Below are 15,701 nucleotides of genomic sequence, written 5' to 3' on the forward strand. Positions count from 1 at the left end.
TAAGATTTGCCTGAGCTGACTCGTGCCGGTGTCGCGGCTCGTGAGGGCGATCGCATCGGCTTCCAGCGCAAGCGTGGCGCTGTTGAAGATCTTCCACCGGTCGATACAACTCCCATTCAAGACTGTGTAGCTGGTCTGCCCCCGCTGGTTGATGGGGAACTGCCCGCCCCCCTGCTGGGAGCCTCCGCCCGCGAAGTACCAGTTGTCCAGCAGATTCCGGCTGGGCCGCCCGCCGAGGTTGCGGAGGGCCTTCTGGTAGTTGGACAGGTTGGAGAGGGTCAGGTCGGCCTTGGTGGCTTGAAGCGTCTTCCCCATTTCGGCGCTGAGGGCGTCGGACGCGCCCCCCGTCGTGAGGTCGTTGACCACAGGAGCCTGTACGCCTTGCGGACCCTGAGGTCCGGCGGGACCTACCGGGCCCTGGGGGCCTGTCTCCCCAACCGGCCCTTGGGGACCTTCCGGCCCCTGGGGCCCGGCAGGGCCCGGCTCCCCGGCGGGGCCGGCGGGCCCCATCTCCCCGGCGGGACCCTGGGGTCCGGTCTCTCCCTGAGGTCCGGCGGGACCCTGGGGTCCGGCCTCCCCCTGGGGGCCCCTCTCTCCGGCGGGACCCTGGAGGGGGCCCAGGCTCACCCAGCCGGGGGTCCCCCCGGCGGCTTCCCACATGTAGATGGTGTAGGGGGCCGCCTGGCCCACGTTGTACATGTCCCCCTGCCGGGGGGAGAGCCCCGCCCCCTCCAGGGCCTCCAGGCTCTCATAGGTGCCCAGAATGTCCAGGCCGGAGCCGGTGTCCCCCTTCTCTCCCCGGGGGCCTGCGGGACCGGTCTCCCCCTGAGGTCCGGCGGGACCGGCGGGGCCCGGCGCTCCGGCGGGACCCTGGGGTCCGGTCTCCCCCTGAGGCCCGGCGGGGCCCGGCGCTCCGGCCGGCCCCTGGGGTCCGGTCTCCCCCCGGGGGCCGGCGGGACCGGTGGGGCCCGGCGCTCCGGCGGGCCCCTGGGGTCCGGTCTCCCCCTGAGGTCCGGCGGGACCGGCGGGCCCAACGGGCCCCTGGACCCCCTGAGGGCCTTGGGGCCCCTGGGGTCCTGCGGGTCCGGCGGGACCGGCGGGGCCCTGGAAGCTGCCGGCGTCCACCCAGGCCCCGGCCCCGGCGTCCCACCAGTAGAGGTGGGTGCCCACCAGATAGGCCTCCCCCGCCTCCCCGGCGGGGCGGGCCTGTTTGAGCTCCTCCAGGGTCCCGTACTGGCCCTTCCAGGTCACCGGGTCCCCCTTCTCGCCCTTCAAGCTCTCCAGCCACTCCGTCTCGGTGCCGGTGAAGCCGTGCTTGACGGCGATGCCGTAGGCGGTGAGGTAGTAGCCGCGCCATGCGGTTCCGCGGCCGCTGTCCCAATTCAAAGCAATCCCTCCCGATGCGCGTCCGCCGGCTCATAGGTGAGGGCAAACCAGCGCAGAAATGCTCCATAGTCGGCGTTGAACACCTGCATGGAGTTGGCGTATGTCTCGTACTCCCCGTTGGCGTAGTCGATTTTGGCCTCCAGATAGGAGCGGTAGAGCCGGTCATAGGGGGGCTCCACCAACAGGGGCACGTCCTTGTCCGCTGGGTATCGGTACTGGACCAGGTCTACAGGGTGGAAAAGGAAGATCTCCGTCTGGACCATCCCCTCCACCTCATTGAGCCACTGGGCCTTGGTCTCGTTGGAGAAGGCGTTGGGCTTATACTCGTCCACCGCCTGGATGCAGCTGTCAAGGGTCAAGGCGCTCCCCTCCCGTGTAAACTGCGGATGGTGTTTCAGCCGCCGGTGATGAGCTTGGTTCCGCCGGTGACGCCGCCCACGGCGGCGAAGCGCCAGTCGTTGAAGCCGGCGGTGAACCGGGCCCGGCCCTTCCAGAGGTTGGCGTCGTTGCCGGGGTCGATCTCGCTCTTGACGCTGAGGCTGACCCGGTCGAACCACAGTGCGCCGCCGTAGGTCTCGTTGTAGCGGGAGTCCAGGAGGACCCAGGGCCGGCTGCCGGCGGCGACGTAGGGGTTGAGGTAGGGCCAGACCAGGACGGTCCAGCGGCCGAACTGGTAGTTAAAGCCGTTGTTGGCGGTATTGGGGTCCTTGTCGGCGCCGATGGCGGCGAAGACGTCCTTTTTGAGCTGGAAGTCGTTGGGGATGAGGATGGTGTCGGGGGCCACGTCCAGGATCTCGCCGTTGTCCCCCTGGAAGCCCTGCATAGCGGTCTCCATGGCCCCCAGGGCGTCGCTGGAGAAGGCGTCGGAGAACTGGTTGGACTGGGTGGACTTATTTTTGGCCAGGGCGGAGGGGTGGCTGGTGGCGAAGAGGGCCTTGCCGTCGGCGGCGGTGGAATCGAAGGTCTTGCCGCCGAACTGGAAGGAGGCGGCCCCGGAGAGGGCGCTGCCGTAGAGGGCGGCGCCGAACTTTTCCCGGGTGCGGTGGTAGGCGGCGATGAACTGGGCGGGGCGGCGGCGGAGGTCCAGACCCTTGGCGTCCTCCACGATTTCCTGGGACATGGCGAAGGAGTCCTTCCAGGTCATATGCTCCAGGAATTTCTCAAAGCCCTCCTGCATGGCGTCCATGGGGTAGGCGCCGTTTTCGCCTACGGGCTGGAAGCCGTCCATGGCGGTGAGGGTGGCGATTTTCTCGCCGAACTTGTGGGAGGTCTCCATATGGAAGAGCTCCTTGAGGATGCTCTGCTGCTCGAAGGCCTCGCCCCGCTTTTCCAGGAACATGCGGATGGGGGCCTGGGATTTGCCGAAGATGCTGTTTTGGAGGCCGGAGCCCTCGGTGAATGTAATACCTGCCATATCGTCGTCGCGGGCTGCCGCCCGCATTCACTCCTTTCAAGTCTGGTCTGCCCCCAGACACGGGGGCGGTTGTTTGGGGTTTTGCGGCTCCCAGCCGGTGGGCAAGGGCACCCTTGCCCCAGGGGGCGTCACCCAGGATACCCGCAAACGGTGCGCCGGGCACTCTGCCAGGCGAGCAGCACTTTCAGGCGGCGGGTGGATAGTGCGCCAGCCTATCCATACACCTCAAACGCAGGCCGTAACGGCCGGGAGGGGTCCCCGCACTCATACGAAAGCCGCTGGCCGACGTGTACGTCCCAATTTGCCCCGGAGACCCACCCCCTTTTTCTTTGGAGTTCAAGAACCGTTTCTTTTTCCGCAGAAAAAGAAATGGTTCTTGCCCCTGCGGCGGGAGCCGCAAACCCCTTCCGGCGGGACGCCGGACCCCTTGCCCCTTGGGGGGGCAACCCCCCTCAGGGGAACCGAACCCGGACCTTGCTTCCGGCGGCGGTCCCGTCCATGGAGACCACCTCAGCCGCCCCGCCGGTGGCGGCGGTGACCTGAAGCCCGTCGGTGTGAAGGGTGACCTTCGCGCCGGGGGCGACCGCAGAAGCCGCCGCCTGGAAGGTGGTCTCAAAGATCATATCGGGGAGGACCCGCATCACGGGAATGATGTCTCCGTCGGTCAGGGCCTCCCCTTTCTCGATCATGCTGATGTACCTGGGGACCGCAGCGCCGCTGGCCACCGCCAGCTTGCCCCCGGTCATGGTCAGGGCCATACCCGCTTTCGGCACAATGGCCCCGGCGGGCAGATACTCGTGGCCGGGGTTCCGTCCCCCGTCCACCTGCTGGATATAAAAAGCCACAGTCTCACGCCTCCCTGTTGTGTCTGATGTAGTTCTGATAGTGCCGCTGAATCTCCTCCCGGCTGGCCCCGGGGTTCAGGGCCCGGTACTCCTCTAGGACGCTCTCCGGCAGGTCCATGGCCCCCTCGCCCCGGGTCCGGGTGGAGGTGAGGTGCTGCTTGGACTGCACGGCGTTCACCGCCGCCTGGCGGCTGGCCGCCGCCGCCCGGGCCGTCAGGGCCTCGTAGTTGGCCAGCTTGTAGGCGTCCGCAATGGCGTACCCCCGCTTCACCATCTCGTAGAGCTGGGGGTAGGTCTCCATCCGGGTCAGGTCCCGGAGGCTCCGGACGGCGGGGTCCAGGGCCTGAACCGCCCGCAGCTGCTCCTCCACCTTGGCCCGGGCCTCCTGGGCCCGGACCGCCCGGACCGCCTGCTCTGCCGCCGCCCGGGCCTGCCGGGCCGCCTGGACCTCCGGCAGATTCGCCACAAAGCGCTGGTACTCCTCCGGGGTCATGCCCGTCTTCTCCAGCACTCCCTGCCTCTGGGCCTGGCGCTGGGCCTGGTAGGCGTCATACGCCGCCTTGGCGGCGATGGGGGCCTTGGCGTGGGGGCTCCCCGGCCCGGCATGGCGGAGAAGCTGGTCCAAAGTCCGCCGCTCCTCCGCCCCGCGCCGGGCGGCGGCAGGCTGGGCCTCCGCCCGGGCCTTGGCCTGGTCCCCCCCGGTCTTCCCCGCCTGGGGCTCAGGGGGACCCCCTCCGGCAGGGGCGGAAGCCCCCTGCCCCCGCCCGGCGGGCTCAGGCGTCCCCGCAGTCCCGGAGGCTGCGGGGGCCCCGGGGTCTGCGGCGGCCTCCGGCCCTTCCACCGGGGCCTCCGCCCCCTCCAGCCCAAGCACCGCGTTGTAGTCCATTTCTTCCACAGTCTGCTCCTTTCGTCACTTCCCGTTTCTCAGGTCATTGCCCTTCTTGACCACGCCGCCGCCCTTCTTCCCGCTGCCGGGGTGGGGGGCGCTGACCTTCTGGGCCCCGTTGTGGCTGATCTTTCCAATGTAGCCGTTTGCCATCTCAATCCCTCCCTTCCCTTTGGAATCCGGCCCCGCCGGGCGGAGCCGCCCCGTTGGCCTGCTGCCGGTACGCCCGCTCCAGGTAGGTCTTGGTGTCCCCGGCCCCGGGGTAGTGGAGCAGCTCCATCTTGGTCCAGAACAGGATCAGGGTCCGCAGATTGGTTGGGTCCCCAAAGGCCCCGGTCTGGAGGTTCATCCGGGTCTCCTGCCACATGGCCTCCCGGTTGTTGGCCAGGGGGGCGGAGGTGTCGCAGGAGAAGAGGAAGTCGTCGATCCAGCGCCACTGCCCGCTCTCGTCCTGCTCCAGGAAGTCGTAGCGGTTGAAGGCCCGGTACTCGGCCCGGCCCTCCGGGTCCCGGGAGACCACCGGGCGGGGCTCGTCGGCGTAGGCCAGCTTGAACTTGAACATGGCCTCGAAGAGGGCGGCGTAGGCGGCGTCCTTCATGACCCGCTTGGACTCCAGCCGCCCGGCGGCCTGGGCGGCGGAGAACTCCTTGGCTGTGCCGCTGGTGGCGGTGGAGTCCTTCCGGCCCTGGAAGGAGTCGGTGATGCCGATGACCTGCCGGGCCTCCTCGTAGACCTGGGCCAGGTAGGTCAGGTCCTGGCCGATGTCCCCCTGGAGGTCGTAGACGTCGATGAAGCTCTTGTCCGCCACGCTCTCCAGGTAGATTTTCTTCATGTCCTCCTCGTCACAGCGGATCTTGGCGTCGTTGGGGAGGGTGATGTAGGAGCCGGACTTCACCAGCTTGTCGATGATCTTGGCCTCGATGCGGTTGGTGGTGTTCTGCTGGTCGGCGATCTTGTCCAGGTCGCTGTCCCCCAGAAACTTCCCGTACACCGACACATTTTTCTGCAAAATCACCGGGTAGAGGTCCGGCTTGTAGAAGGGAATCCGGGTGGGGACGGGGACCAGGGCCGTCACCGGCCTGCCCCGCCCGTCCGCCTCTCCGGTGTCCGCCGCCTCCCAGACGGCCCCCGGGATGACGCCCCCGCCGCTTTGGAGGATGGGGGTGTAGATCTCCTCAAAGTCCTCCTCTCCCTCGGTCCACTTCTCCCCGCCGCAGTAGGGGCAGACCCGCCGCCCCCGGCGGGCGCTGGGCCGGGGCTCCTGTGCCGGAACAGCGGGCGCGCCATGCGCTTCTTCTGACGGCATACCCGGCAGCAGCCCCTGGTAGGCCGGGACGCCGGCGGGCTCCACTCCCTCCGGGGGCTCCGCCGCCCCGCAGGCGGCGCACCGCCGGAGCCGCCGGGCCTGGTAGTCCTCCAGGTCCTCCAGCACGGTGTCCCGGACCCAGGAGAAGCGTCCCACGCCCCCCCGGCGGTTGCGGTAGTAGGCCACATACTGGGTCACCATATCCTCGGCGGTACTGCCGCCGTCCCCCTTGATCTCCGGGTCCTCCTCAGAGGCGTCGGAGACGTCCACGCCGTAGGTCCGCAGGATGGAGCCCTTGGTCTGGGGGAGCTTGAGGAAGAGGTAGTCCATGTCCTCAATGCCGGTGTACACCCCGTCCTGGGGGACAATCTGCCGGGGGTGGAGGGGAGAGACGCTGACCTCCCCGATGGCGCTCCGGGTCCCCCTGCTGTTGTCCCACTCCACCAGGAAGCCCGCGCCCCCCTGGATGGGGACGGTCCGCTCCTGGAGGTCGTTGATCTGCTCAAAGGGCAGCCGGTCCAGCTCATTGCGGAGCATGTCCTCGATGAGTTTGGCCCGCCACTCGTCCTGCCCGCGCCGGGGGGTGACCTTGGGCTGGGGGATGTTGGCGTCCACCTGGGACTCAATCATCTCGGCGCACAGGTTGCGCACATGGGGGGTCTCGGTCTTCCGGGCGGTGGGGACGATGGGCCGGATCTGGCCGGAGCCCTGGTAGAGCTCCTCCCGGCGGTCCATCTGGTCCACCTCGGTCTGATAGGCGGCCTCGGCCCGCTTGAGCCGGTCCTGCCAGAGCCGCAGCTTGCCGGGGTCTTTTTTTCTGGGCATGGGAATCACCTCCGGGGCTTGCCCCATTTTTGGATGAGATAGGCCCGCTGCTCCGGGCCGGCGTTCTGGTAGTCCTCCCACATAGAATCATCCCACGCCGCCGTTTTCTCCGGCCCTGTCTGGGCCATGCAGGACTGCTGGGGCCGGATGTAGTGGGCGATGGCCAGGGCCATGACGCAGTCGTCGTGGGCCCCGGCCTGGGCGGCGGGGCGGAAGTGCTCGTCGCGCACAAAGGTGAGCATCTCCTCCAGGGTGGTCCTGTCGTGGAGGAGGGACAGGTCCTCCCGCACGGCCTGGATCAGGCCGGAGAGGATCACGGGCCGGGTCTTGGCGCTGGTCCAGAAGCCGAAGCTGCGCTGTGTCTTGTGGGTGTAGTCGTCCACCCGCTCCCGGACGTACTGCCTGGGGTAGCGCAGGCGCTCCAGCTCCAGCACGGGGTAGGTGCTCCAGTTGGTCTCGATGCCGATGAGGGCGGTGTTGTACCACAGCCCCAGGCAGTACATCTGCTTGGCAAAGAGGTCCTCGTCGCACTGGTGCCGGAGGACGGCCACCTGTTCGCCGGTGGTGTTGTCCAGCACCTGGCCCACGAAGCAGTCGGAGCCCTCCCCGGCGGTGTCCCCGCCGATGACGTAGGGCTTCCCGGCCTCGGGCCGCCGGTAGACCTTGATGAAGCCCTGGGGGTCCTCCACCCACTGAATCCGGGCGAGGCCTCCCCCCTCCTCCTGGTAGGAGAAGTACCCTGTGGACAGGGGCCGAATCTGAAGGGCCAGCCTGCGGGAAATGGCCTCGGCGTCAAAGACAGTCTTCCCGGTGACGCCCCACTGGCCCAGGCAGTAGACGGTGTAGTAATACCGGTCGGTGTCCCGGAAGGCCTCCAGGGTCCGCACGGCCTCCTGGGTGAGGAAGCGGTTGTCCCGGTAGGTGGACTCGTGGACGGTGGCCCGGGGGTCGGTCCGGTCGAAGAACCGGGCCTTGAGCCAGTGGGTGGCGCTGACCGGGTTGAAGGTGAGGATCATCTGGAGGTAGTAGGGGGACTGGGTCCGCAGGCGGATGTCCAGCTGGTTGAAGTCCCGCTCCAGGAGCTCGCTGGCCTCTTCGATCCAGATACCGGTGATGTCGTAGATGGACTTGAGCTTTTCCACGTCGTCCAGCCCGGCGAAGAGGATTTCGGAGCTGTTGGGGAAGGCAATCCGCAGCTCCCCCCGGTGGACCACGGCCCCGCAGTCCGGGTAGTGGTCCGCGATCTGGCCCCGGAGCTGGGCGAAGCAGGACTCCCGCAGGGTGCGGGCCACCTTCCGGCAGACCAGGAAGCGGTGGCCGGGTTCGGAGACGCAGCGCTCCAGGAGCTTGCGCCCGGCGAAGACGGACTTGCCGGAGCCGCCGCCCCCCTTGAGGACCAGGTAGCGGCTGGTGTTCTCGAAGAGGGGCAGGAAGGTCTCATTGGAGGTCTCCCGCAGGTTTTGATACCACAGGGCCAGGCCGGCGGCGGCGTCCAGGTCCAGCCCGGCGGGGGTGTCAGGGGCCATCCAGGCTCTGGGCCGCCGCCCGCAGGACGGCCAGCTTCTCCGCCAGGGTCATGGAGGCCGCGCCGCCGGCCTCCGGTCCGGGGCCGGACTCCTGGGGCTTTTCCCGCCACCGCTCCGGGCGGCGGTTTTTCAGCCAGAACATCTGGGCGGTGGTGTCCGGGGGGACGGTCTTGGTGGTCTGGATGACCTTCCGGCCGGTTTTTTCGCTGATCTCCACTCGCTCCTCCATGTACTCGTAGCCCAGGGCCCGCTTGAGGAGGGCGCTCTCCACCTGGAGGTCGGCCATTTCCCGGCCCCGGTCCACGGCCTGGGAGAGGGCGGGGTGCTGTTCCCGCCAGCTGGAGAGGGTGTCGGGGGAGACCCCCATTTTCCGGGCCAGCTGTTCATCGGTGAGGCCGTCCCGGGCCCAGCCCTCCAGCCGCAGGCGGCCGTCTGGCTCCAGCCATTTCTGGCAGGCTTCTTTCATGGTCTCACCGCCTTTCGCTTCAAACAGGCAGGGTATCCCCCGGCGGCGGGCCGCCGGTCCCGGAGGGCCTTCCATCCATCCGCCAGGCTTGGGGCAAAGCCCTCCGGGCCGGGGAACCTCTGCAGCTACTATTCTAGCGCGGATTTTCCCCTCCGCGGTGCCAGTTGGCAGTACCGGGAAACTTTTTTTGCGGGGACTTTGCCCGGCCCCGGCGGGCGCTTTTCCTTTGCGTTTTCCGGGCTGCTATGGTATACTCTCCATAGTAGCAGCCGCCCCTGGGGCTTGTTTGAAAATTGGCGATGTGTCCAGCAGCGAGGGATTTTGGGCCGCTGGCAAGCAATTTTTTCGCAGGAATCCTGGCGGATTTCAAGGAAAAATTGCGCCGTCCAGGGGGCAAAAGCCCCGCCGGTTGGGCATGTTGACATGTTTCAAACAAGCCCTGGGGCCCGGCGGAAAAAAATCCCCGCCCCGGCAGACGCCGGAGCGGGAATCAAGGCCGACAGACGGAAAGGAGTCAAATCCCATGCTGGAAGAGAGGGACTTACAGGCCATTGCACAGCTGATGGACGCGAGAATCAGCGCCTCCGAGGAGCGGATGGCCCAGAGGATGGATGAGAAGCTGGAGGTACAGCAGCAGTCCATCATGCAGGATGTCTCCGTGATGATAGACCAAAAGCTGGAGGTCCAGCGGCAGTCCATCCTGCGGGATGTCTCCGCCATGATAGACCAAAAGCTGGAGCGGCAGAAGGACGAAATTTTGGACGAGGCCGCCCACCGGATGAAGGTTCTTCTGGACACGGAGGTCGCCATGAGGTTCAACCTGCTGGCCGAGGGCCAGGAGGAGATTCTGCGCCGGATGCCCACCGAGGAGGACATGGAGCTGATTGACAGCCGCATCACCACGCTGGAGATTGCCGTCAAGAAGCTCAACCGCAGGGTGGCCGGGCTCAGGCCGGCCCAGTGAGGGGGTTCTGACGGACCGGATTCCATCCGGTCAAACAGCCCCCGCCGGGCAGGCGTCCCTGCGGCGGGAGCCGTAAAAAAGAGGCCGGCGGCACAGTGCCGCCGGCCATTTTTTTACGATGGAACCGTGAGCTCCACAGAGGAGAGCACAACCTCCTCAGAGGAGAGCACAACCTCCTCCTGGGCGGTGATGCTCAGCTCACCGGCGGCTGGGAGGGCGGCCGTCAGGACGCCGCCCTCCGCCGCGGTCTCCACCGGGGTCCCGTCCACCTGGACCGTCAGCGCCGCCGGGTCGGAGCAGCCCACCGTCAGCACGGCCTCCTCCACGCCGTAGCCGCTGAGGGAGAGGGTCACCGCCGCACCGGCGGACAGGCTCCAGCCGCCCCCGGTGGGCGTCAGGGCCCCGCCGGCCACCCCCAGGCTGTCCGGGACGCCGTCGGAGTCGGTGTCGGCGGCAGATCCGCTGTGGAAGAGGGTGCGGTTCATCAGCTCCACCGCCTCCTGGCCGCTCAGGCCGGAGGCCTCCACCGTCAGGATGCGGTCCAGGAACCGCAGATTGGGCCCGGTCAGGGTGATGCGCTCCAGCCTGCCCTGGTTATATTCCACCAGCATGTCATAGGTGCGGCGGATTTGCCCGGCAAACCAGTCCAGCCGCTCCAGGGCGCTGCCGGAAAGGCCCTGGACCGCCGCCTCGTAGAGCTCAAACTCGTACTGCCAGACGGCTTCCCGGGACGCCGCCTGGGGGATGCCCTCCCGGGAGGCCTCAAAGAACTCGTCGTACCGCTCCATGGGCAGATAGACATAGCGCTCCAGACTGTGGTTGATGGTGTAGATCCGCAGCGTGCGGCAGTGCCGGGCGTACTCCGCCGCCGTGGCGGCGTACTCCCGAATGGGCGACTGGGCCGCGTTGACCGCCATGTCCAGCTCGTACTGAGACCAGTTATACTTGTCAATGGCGGCCAGCTCCGTCATGGTGGTGGGGGTCAGCTCCCGGAGCCCCACCTGCACCATGCGGTAGGCCCGCTCCGCGTAGAGGTTGCCGTACAGGAGGACGGCGAAGATCACGCAGATGAGCCCCGGCGCCATGGCAATCACCACCCCCGCAGCCTTGTCATTGGTGTAGGGCAGGGGGCGGGCGAAAAAGGCGGCGATCATCCCGAAGACCAGAAGCACCATGATCTGATAGATGCCGATGGACCAGTCCACCTCTGTGAGGGAGTGGAGGGCGGAGACGGACAGGCACCCCACCAGCGCCGGCAGCAGGGGGTCCGCCTCTCCCTCCCGCCGCCTGCGGAGCAGGGCCAGGAGGGAGGACGCCAGCATCAGGACAAAGGCCAGCAGGCCCGGAATGCCCATCTCCACCAGGGTCTGAATGTAGTGGTTGTGTACATACCGGGTCTCGTAGTAGAAATCCTGCACGCTGAACAGCAGGCCCTCCACGCTGCCCAGGCCGTGGCCCATCAGCGGACTCTGCCGCCAGAGCCGCAGGCCGTCCTGGAAAAAGACCAGCCGCTGAATGGCGTTCTGATTGGCCCAGAGGCCCTGGAGCCGGTTGGCCGCGAAGCCGGGGAGGAGCACATACCCCAGCTTCACGCCGGGCCCGCCGGAGAGGGACACCGACCCCAGGGCCGCCCCCTCCTGGCTGTGGAAGTTCAGATAGACCACCTCTGTGTCCTCCGGCACCGTGAAGGACGCCCCCTCCAGAGGGCCGCTGTAGAGCTCCGTGCTGGTGTGCATAATGGTGTCCACCCGGTTCTGACTCTCCACAGTCACGGTGGCCTCGCCGGTCCAATCCCCCTCCAGGGTGTAGGTCCCAGCCTCGGGATAGACCGACCGGCGCAGGGTCTCCCCGGGGGCCAGGTCATAACCAGTTGTAATATTGAAGGCCAGAATCACATATAGGACCACAACGCCGGCCAGGCCCCCGGCGGCGATGGCGGCGGCGCGGCCCTTCCCCTCCAGCAGGGCGGACAGCCGCAGGCCCCCGAACTCGTGGAGGACCCACAGGAGGACGCCCCCCGCCAGGCCCAGCAGGTCCGGCAGGAGGGCCAGGGCGCTCCCCTGGGCCCCCAGGCCGGGGGCGGCCCCGAAGGACGCCGCCAGGGTGATCACCGCCGTCTCCAGCAGCAGGACAAGGAGGGAGGCCCGGCGCTCCTTCCGCTCCGCCAGGAGGGTGAGGAGGACCGCGATCACAAAGGCGGCGATGGCGCCCATGCTGAAGGTGAGGAGAAAGCTGAAGGTGTTGAGGACCAGGAGCAGGCAGGCGGGCAGGCGGGTCTTCCGGTCCTCCGCCCGGCGGACCAGGTAGAGGGACAGGAAGATGCCCAGGGCCAGGAATCCGGCCAGGAAGTTGGGATTGCTGAAAATGCCCGTGATGCGGATTCCCTCTTCATAGCCGGTGTTGAGCTGATTGTAATAGCACCCGAAGACCTCGTCCATGAAATTCATGAAGGGGCCGCTGAGGACCTGGGCGGAGGCGGCGTCCACGCTCAGCAGCCCATAGAGGGCGCTGACGGCGGCGGCGGCGGCGGCCAGATAGGGGGCCTCCCCCCGCCGGGCCCGGAAGACCACAAAGGCGAAGACGCAGAAGGCCGCTAAAATCCGCGCGAACTCCCCCGCCGCGAAGCTCCCGAACCGGGAGTAAAGCCCGGCGGCGCAGTTGAGGAGGAAATAGAGGAACACCGCCAGGACGGGCAGGGAGAACCGGTGCCGGGCCGCCCAGCAGGGCATGGGGCCGATGAGGCTCACCGCCAGGAAGACGGCGGCCAGGATGGCCGACTGCCGCTCCGCGCCGCCGCCCTGGGCGCCGGTGAGCAGGAAGAGGAGGACCCCCAGGACCGCGTAGCGCAGGGGGGCCGGAGCTGCCAGACGGGGCGCGGGCTCCGCCGGGGAGGAAAAGACCTCCGCATCCAGGCTGAACTTGGGCCGCCCTTCGGCGGGCTGCTTTTGAAACATGAAACCGCTCCTTTTTCGTGCAATCTTCTTGGTTGGCAAGGGCTGGGAACCGGAGAAACGCCGGCTCTCCTTACCCGTTCAATTTTTCCTGGTTGACAATGCCCTTGAACAGGGTCAGGAACAAAATCTGAATGTCAAAAAAGAAGGACCAGTGTTCGATATAGTAAATGTCGTGCTCGATGCGGGCCTTGATGGAGGTATCCCCCCGCAGGCCGTTGACCTGGGCCCAGCCGGTGATGCCGGGCCGGACCTGGTGCTTGACCATGTAGAGGGGGATTTCCTCCTTGAACTGGTCCACATAGTAGGGGATCTCGGGCCGGGGGCCCACCAGGCTCATGTCCCCCTTGAGGACGTTGAAGAACTGGGGCAGCTCGTCGATGGAGCATTTCCGAATGAAGGCGCCGAATTTGGTCTTTCGGTCGTCCTTGTCCCGGCTCCAGCCGGTATCCTGGGCCCCGTTGACCCGCATGGACCGGAACTTGTACATATAAAAGGGCTTTTTCCCCTTTCCAATCCGCTTCTGCCGAAAGATCACCGGCCCGGGGGAGGAGAGCTTGACGCCGGCGGCGGCGATGAGCATGAGGGGGGAGGTCAGGACAATCAGGCCCAGGGAGCCCACAATGTCCAGAAGCCGCTTGGCAAAGGCGTTGCCCATGTTGTCCAGGGGGATGCGCCGGATGTTCAGCAGGGGCAGGCCGTCCAGGTCCTCAAACTGGGGGGTGGCGGGCATATACTCGGCGTAGAAGGGCACGATGGACAGCTTGACCCCCGCCTTTTCGCAGGCCTCGATGATGGCGGGGGTCCGCTCGTAGTCCTCCGTGGGGATGGCGGAGATCACCTCGTCCGGCTGGACCCGGTCCAGGATATGCCCCAGCTCGCCGTAGCCCCCCAGGTATTTCAGGGCGCCCAGGGTGGCCCGGACGGCCACATAGCCCACGGGGCGGTAGCCCAGGGAGCGGTCCCGGGTCATGGTCTCCAGGCAGCGCCGGGCCAGGCCGCCGCCGCCGATGATGACCACCGCCTTCTGGTTGAAGCCCAGCTCCCGGTAGTGGCGCAGCAGCAGCCGGAGGAAGACCCGCTTGCCCCCCAGGGCCCCGGTATTGAGCACAAAGTAGATGGCCAGGGCCAGCCGGGAAAAGTGGATCTCCCGGCTGAGGAACAGCGCCATCAGCACCAGGATCATGTCCAGGACGTTGGCCCAGAAGAGCCGGCTCAGCTCCTGGCAGAGGCGCTTGCGCCGGAAGGACTCATAGAGGCCGAAGGAGGCGTAGGTAAACAGGTGCAGGGGGATCATCCCCAGGGCCAGGTAGACGTAATTGGAGAAGGGGAGGGAGAAGGACGCCCCCGGCAGCAGGTAAAAGCGGATGCCGTAGGCAGTCAAGAGAGAGAGGAACACGGCGGCCCCGTCGGAAACGATGTTGATCTGGTTGAGCAGTCGCTGATTTTCTCTGATCATTACAAGACGCCCCAAATATTCCTGTATTTCTATCCCATCCGCCGGGCGGCGGAGTCAGCAGATCTTATTTTACCCCAAAATGGGGCCTTCTGTCAACGTGGCGCGAAAAAACCGGCGCCGCGTTTCCACACGGCGCCGGTTTCAGAGGGGCGGCGGAGCCAGACGGGGGTCAGTGCGCCGCCCCGGCGGGGGCCAGGAGCTCCGGGGCCGCCTGGCACAGGGCGCCGGTGACCTGGGGGAACACCTGGTCCAGGCCGTAGGCCTCCGAGGCGGCCCGGGCGGCCCGGCCCAGCTTCCGGCGGTAGTCCGGGTCCTCCAGCAGCAGCCCCACGGCGGCGGCCAGGGCCGCCGGGTCCCCATAGGGGTACAGGACCCCGCAGCCGTCCCCCAGCAGGTCCCGGTGGCCCTTGACGTCGCTGGCCGCAATGGGGAGCCCCGCCCGCATGGCCTCCATGACGTTGAAGGGCAGGCCCTCGCTGCGGCTGGCGGAGACGGCGCAGTCCGCCGCCTGGAGGCAGACCGGGATGTTGGGCATCTGTCCGGGGAAGCGGACCCGTCCGGCCACTCCCAGGCTCTGGGCCAGGTCCTGGCAGGAGCCCCACAGGTCTCCCTGGCCGGGGAGCAGGAGCCAGACCCGCTCCGGCAGGCGGGCCAGGGCCCGGATGAGCGTCTCCTGGCTCTTCCGCCGGGAGAACTCCGCCGGATAGACCAGCAGAAAGGCGTCCTGGGGGATGTCCCAGTCCGCCCGGAGCCGGAACCCCTCCTCCTTGCTGGCGGCGTCCACCGGGCCGAAGGGCACCCCCACCCCCGGCACCGGCAGCACCTGCCGCCCCAGGCTGTAGTGCCGGGCCAGCGCCAGGTCGGACTGATTCATGGTCAGCAGCAGGTCGGTGCAGGGGGCGGTGAGCCGCTCCGCCGACAGCAGCACCTGCCGTTTGGGCAAGGGGGTGTCCGCGTCAAAGAGATACCCATGGACCAGGTTGACCACCCGGGGGCGGTCCTTCCAGCCCAGGAGGGGGAGGCGGGTGAAAAAGGAGGCCAGGGCCGTGTTGGCCACCACCAGCTCGTACCCCTCCCGGCGCATCCGCGCCCCCAGCAGGGCGGCGCACCGGAAGTTGGAGGGGGCGGTCATCCGCTTGGCAAAGGGCAGCTTCACCGCCTGATCCGCCTCCGGCAGGTCCCCGGGGTCCCCCCCGGCGGCGGTGTGGACCTCCCAGCCCTGGCGGCGGAACCAGGCCAGATAGGGGCGGTGGAAGTTCCAGAGATGGGAATATGTAGAGGCGGTGTAGAGCACCTTGGGCTTCATGGGCGGTTCCTCCTGGGGTTTGGGATGACGGTACCCATTCTATCACATCTGCGGCCCCCTGCCTAGGCCTTCTTTGAAAATGGTGAACATCCCCACCCGGCGGGCCGTCCGCCGGAACTGCGCCTGTGCGCCCATAAAACCGGCGGTGCGCGTTTCTGAGGCGGCGTGTGGATCAGGCAGAATCGCCCTTGACAATCCGGCGGTCTGCGATTATACTAAAGATAGAAAGGGCGCTGCCAGTAAGACGGTTGGCCCCTACCTTGTGTTTGAAGTAACCGCTTGGTTGGGAGCCGTGGCGGTTACTTCTTTTTTGTCAACTGGATCACCAGATTGACGATGCCAATGACTACAAGACAAAACTGAAACA

12 protein-coding genes and 1 pseudogene are annotated in these 15,701 nt (G+C 67.3%); 1 reads left to right on the forward strand and 12 read right to left on the reverse strand.

The window, feature by feature from the left end; translation table 11 throughout:
* The 9 genes and pseudogenes from Q0K09_RS08160 to Q0K09_RS08200 form a co-directional block, all read right to left on the reverse strand.
* Positions 1–1,386 (reverse strand): annotated as a pseudogene (locus Q0K09_RS08160) (hypothetical protein); the annotation flags it as partial.
* Positions 1,383–1,745 (reverse strand): hypothetical protein, encoded by a 363-nt coding sequence (locus tag Q0K09_RS08165; RefSeq protein ID WP_294475134.1) that lies wholly within the window; start codon positions 1,743–1,745, stop codon positions 1,383–1,385. The pseudogene Q0K09_RS08160 and the gene Q0K09_RS08165, both read right to left, overlap by 4 nt.
* 35 nt (positions 1,746–1,780) lie before the next feature.
* Positions 1,781–2,800, reverse strand: coding sequence for a hypothetical protein (locus tag Q0K09_RS08170; RefSeq protein ID WP_294475136.1), 1,020 nt, complete (start codon positions 2,798–2,800; stop codon positions 1,781–1,783).
* Between the two features lie 452 nt (positions 2,801–3,252).
* Complete coding sequence (locus tag Q0K09_RS08175; protein ID WP_294475138.1) at positions 3,253–3,645, reverse strand: hypothetical protein; 393 nt, start codon at positions 3,643–3,645, stop codon at positions 3,253–3,255.
* A 4-nt stretch (positions 3,646–3,649) separates the two neighbouring features.
* A complete protein-coding gene (locus Q0K09_RS08180; protein ID WP_294475139.1) occupies positions 3,650–4,531 on the reverse strand; it encodes a hypothetical protein in 882 nt (293 codons plus the stop codon).
* Positions 4,532–4,555: 24 nt separating this feature from the next.
* Positions 4,556–4,684 carry a hypothetical protein gene (locus tag Q0K09_RS08185; RefSeq protein WP_294475141.1) on the reverse strand — a complete coding sequence of 43 codons (129 nt, stop codon included), beginning with the start codon at positions 4,682–4,684 and terminating at the stop codon, positions 4,556–4,558.
* A 1-nt stretch (position 4,685) separates the two neighbouring features.
* The gene (locus tag Q0K09_RS08190) at positions 4,686–6,662 is read right to left on the reverse strand and encodes a hypothetical protein (RefSeq protein WP_294475143.1); all 1,977 of its coding nucleotides are present in this window, start codon (positions 6,660–6,662) and stop codon (positions 4,686–4,688) included.
* Between the two features lie 5 nt (positions 6,663–6,667).
* Positions 6,668–8,188, reverse strand: a complete 1,521-nt coding sequence (locus tag Q0K09_RS08195; RefSeq protein ID WP_294475146.1) for a PBSX family phage terminase large subunit — start codon at positions 8,186–8,188, stop codon at positions 6,668–6,670.
* Positions 8,178–8,654 (reverse strand): transposase, encoded by a 477-nt coding sequence (locus tag Q0K09_RS08200; protein WP_294475149.1) that lies wholly within the window; start codon positions 8,652–8,654, stop codon positions 8,178–8,180. The genes Q0K09_RS08195 and Q0K09_RS08200 overlap by 11 nt, the downstream gene beginning before the upstream one ends.
* Before the next feature lie 523 nt (positions 8,655–9,177).
* Between Q0K09_RS08200 and Q0K09_RS08205 the strand changes: the two genes are divergently transcribed.
* A complete protein-coding gene (locus Q0K09_RS08205) occupies positions 9,178–9,618 on the forward strand; it encodes a hypothetical protein (RefSeq protein ID WP_294475151.1) in 441 nt (146 codons plus the stop codon).
* A gap of 113 nt (positions 9,619–9,731) precedes the next feature.
* On the opposite strand, the gene Q0K09_RS08210 is transcribed toward Q0K09_RS08205, so the two are convergent.
* The 3 genes from Q0K09_RS08210 to Q0K09_RS08220 all read right to left on the reverse strand — a co-directional run bounded on the left by Q0K09_RS08210 (position 9,732) and on the right by Q0K09_RS08220 (position 15,334).
* Complete coding sequence (locus tag Q0K09_RS08210) at positions 9,732–12,572, reverse strand: O-antigen ligase family protein (protein WP_294475153.1); 2,841 nt, start codon at positions 12,570–12,572, stop codon at positions 9,732–9,734.
* Between the two features lie 70 nt (positions 12,573–12,642).
* Positions 12,643–14,028, reverse strand: coding sequence for an undecaprenyl-phosphate glucose phosphotransferase (locus Q0K09_RS08215; protein WP_294475155.1), 1,386 nt, complete (start codon positions 14,026–14,028; stop codon positions 12,643–12,645).
* Positions 14,029–14,197: 169 nt separating this feature from the next.
* Positions 14,198–15,334 (reverse strand): glycosyltransferase, encoded by a 1,137-nt coding sequence (locus tag Q0K09_RS08220; protein WP_294475157.1) that lies wholly within the window; start codon positions 15,332–15,334, stop codon positions 14,198–14,200.
* Positions 15,335–15,701 lie beyond the last annotated feature (367 nt).

This window comes from uncultured Intestinimonas sp. (assembly GCF_944387725.1).
In the GTDB taxonomy this organism is placed as follows: Bacteria; Bacillota; Clostridia; order Oscillospirales; family Oscillospiraceae; genus Intestinimonas.

Coding starts and splice junctions, on each gene's coding strand:
- Q0K09_RS08170 (WP_294475136.1), bottom strand. CDS start 2,800: ATGGCAGGTATTACATTCACCGAGGGCTCCGGCCTCCAAAACAGCATC.
- Q0K09_RS08180 (WP_294475139.1), bottom strand. CDS start 4,531: ATGGACTACAACGCGGTGCTTGGGCTGGAGGGGGCGGAGGCCCCGGTG.
- Q0K09_RS08185 (WP_294475141.1), bottom strand. CDS start 4,684: ATGGCAAACGGCTACATTGGAAAGATCAGCCACAACGGGGCCCAGAAG.
- Q0K09_RS08190 (WP_294475143.1), bottom strand. CDS start 6,662: ATGCCCAGAAAAAAAGACCCCGGCAAGCTGCGGCTCTGGCAGGACCGG.
- Q0K09_RS08195 (WP_294475146.1), bottom strand. CDS start 8,188: ATGGCCCCTGACACCCCCGCCGGGCTGGACCTGGACGCCGCCGCCGGC.
- Q0K09_RS08200 (WP_294475149.1), bottom strand. CDS start 8,654: ATGAAAGAAGCCTGCCAGAAATGGCTGGAGCCAGACGGCCGCCTGCGG.
- Q0K09_RS08205 (WP_294475151.1), top strand. CDS start 9,178: ATGCTGGAAGAGAGGGACTTACAGGCCATTGCACAGCTGATGGACGCG.
- Q0K09_RS08210 (WP_294475153.1), bottom strand. CDS start 12,572: ATGTTTCAAAAGCAGCCCGCCGAAGGGCGGCCCAAGTTCAGCCTGGAT.
- Q0K09_RS08215 (WP_294475155.1), bottom strand. CDS start 14,028: ATGATCAGAGAAAATCAGCGACTGCTCAACCAGATCAACATCGTTTCC.
- Q0K09_RS08220 (WP_294475157.1), bottom strand. CDS start 15,334: ATGAAGCCCAAGGTGCTCTACACCGCCTCTACATATTCCCATCTCTGG.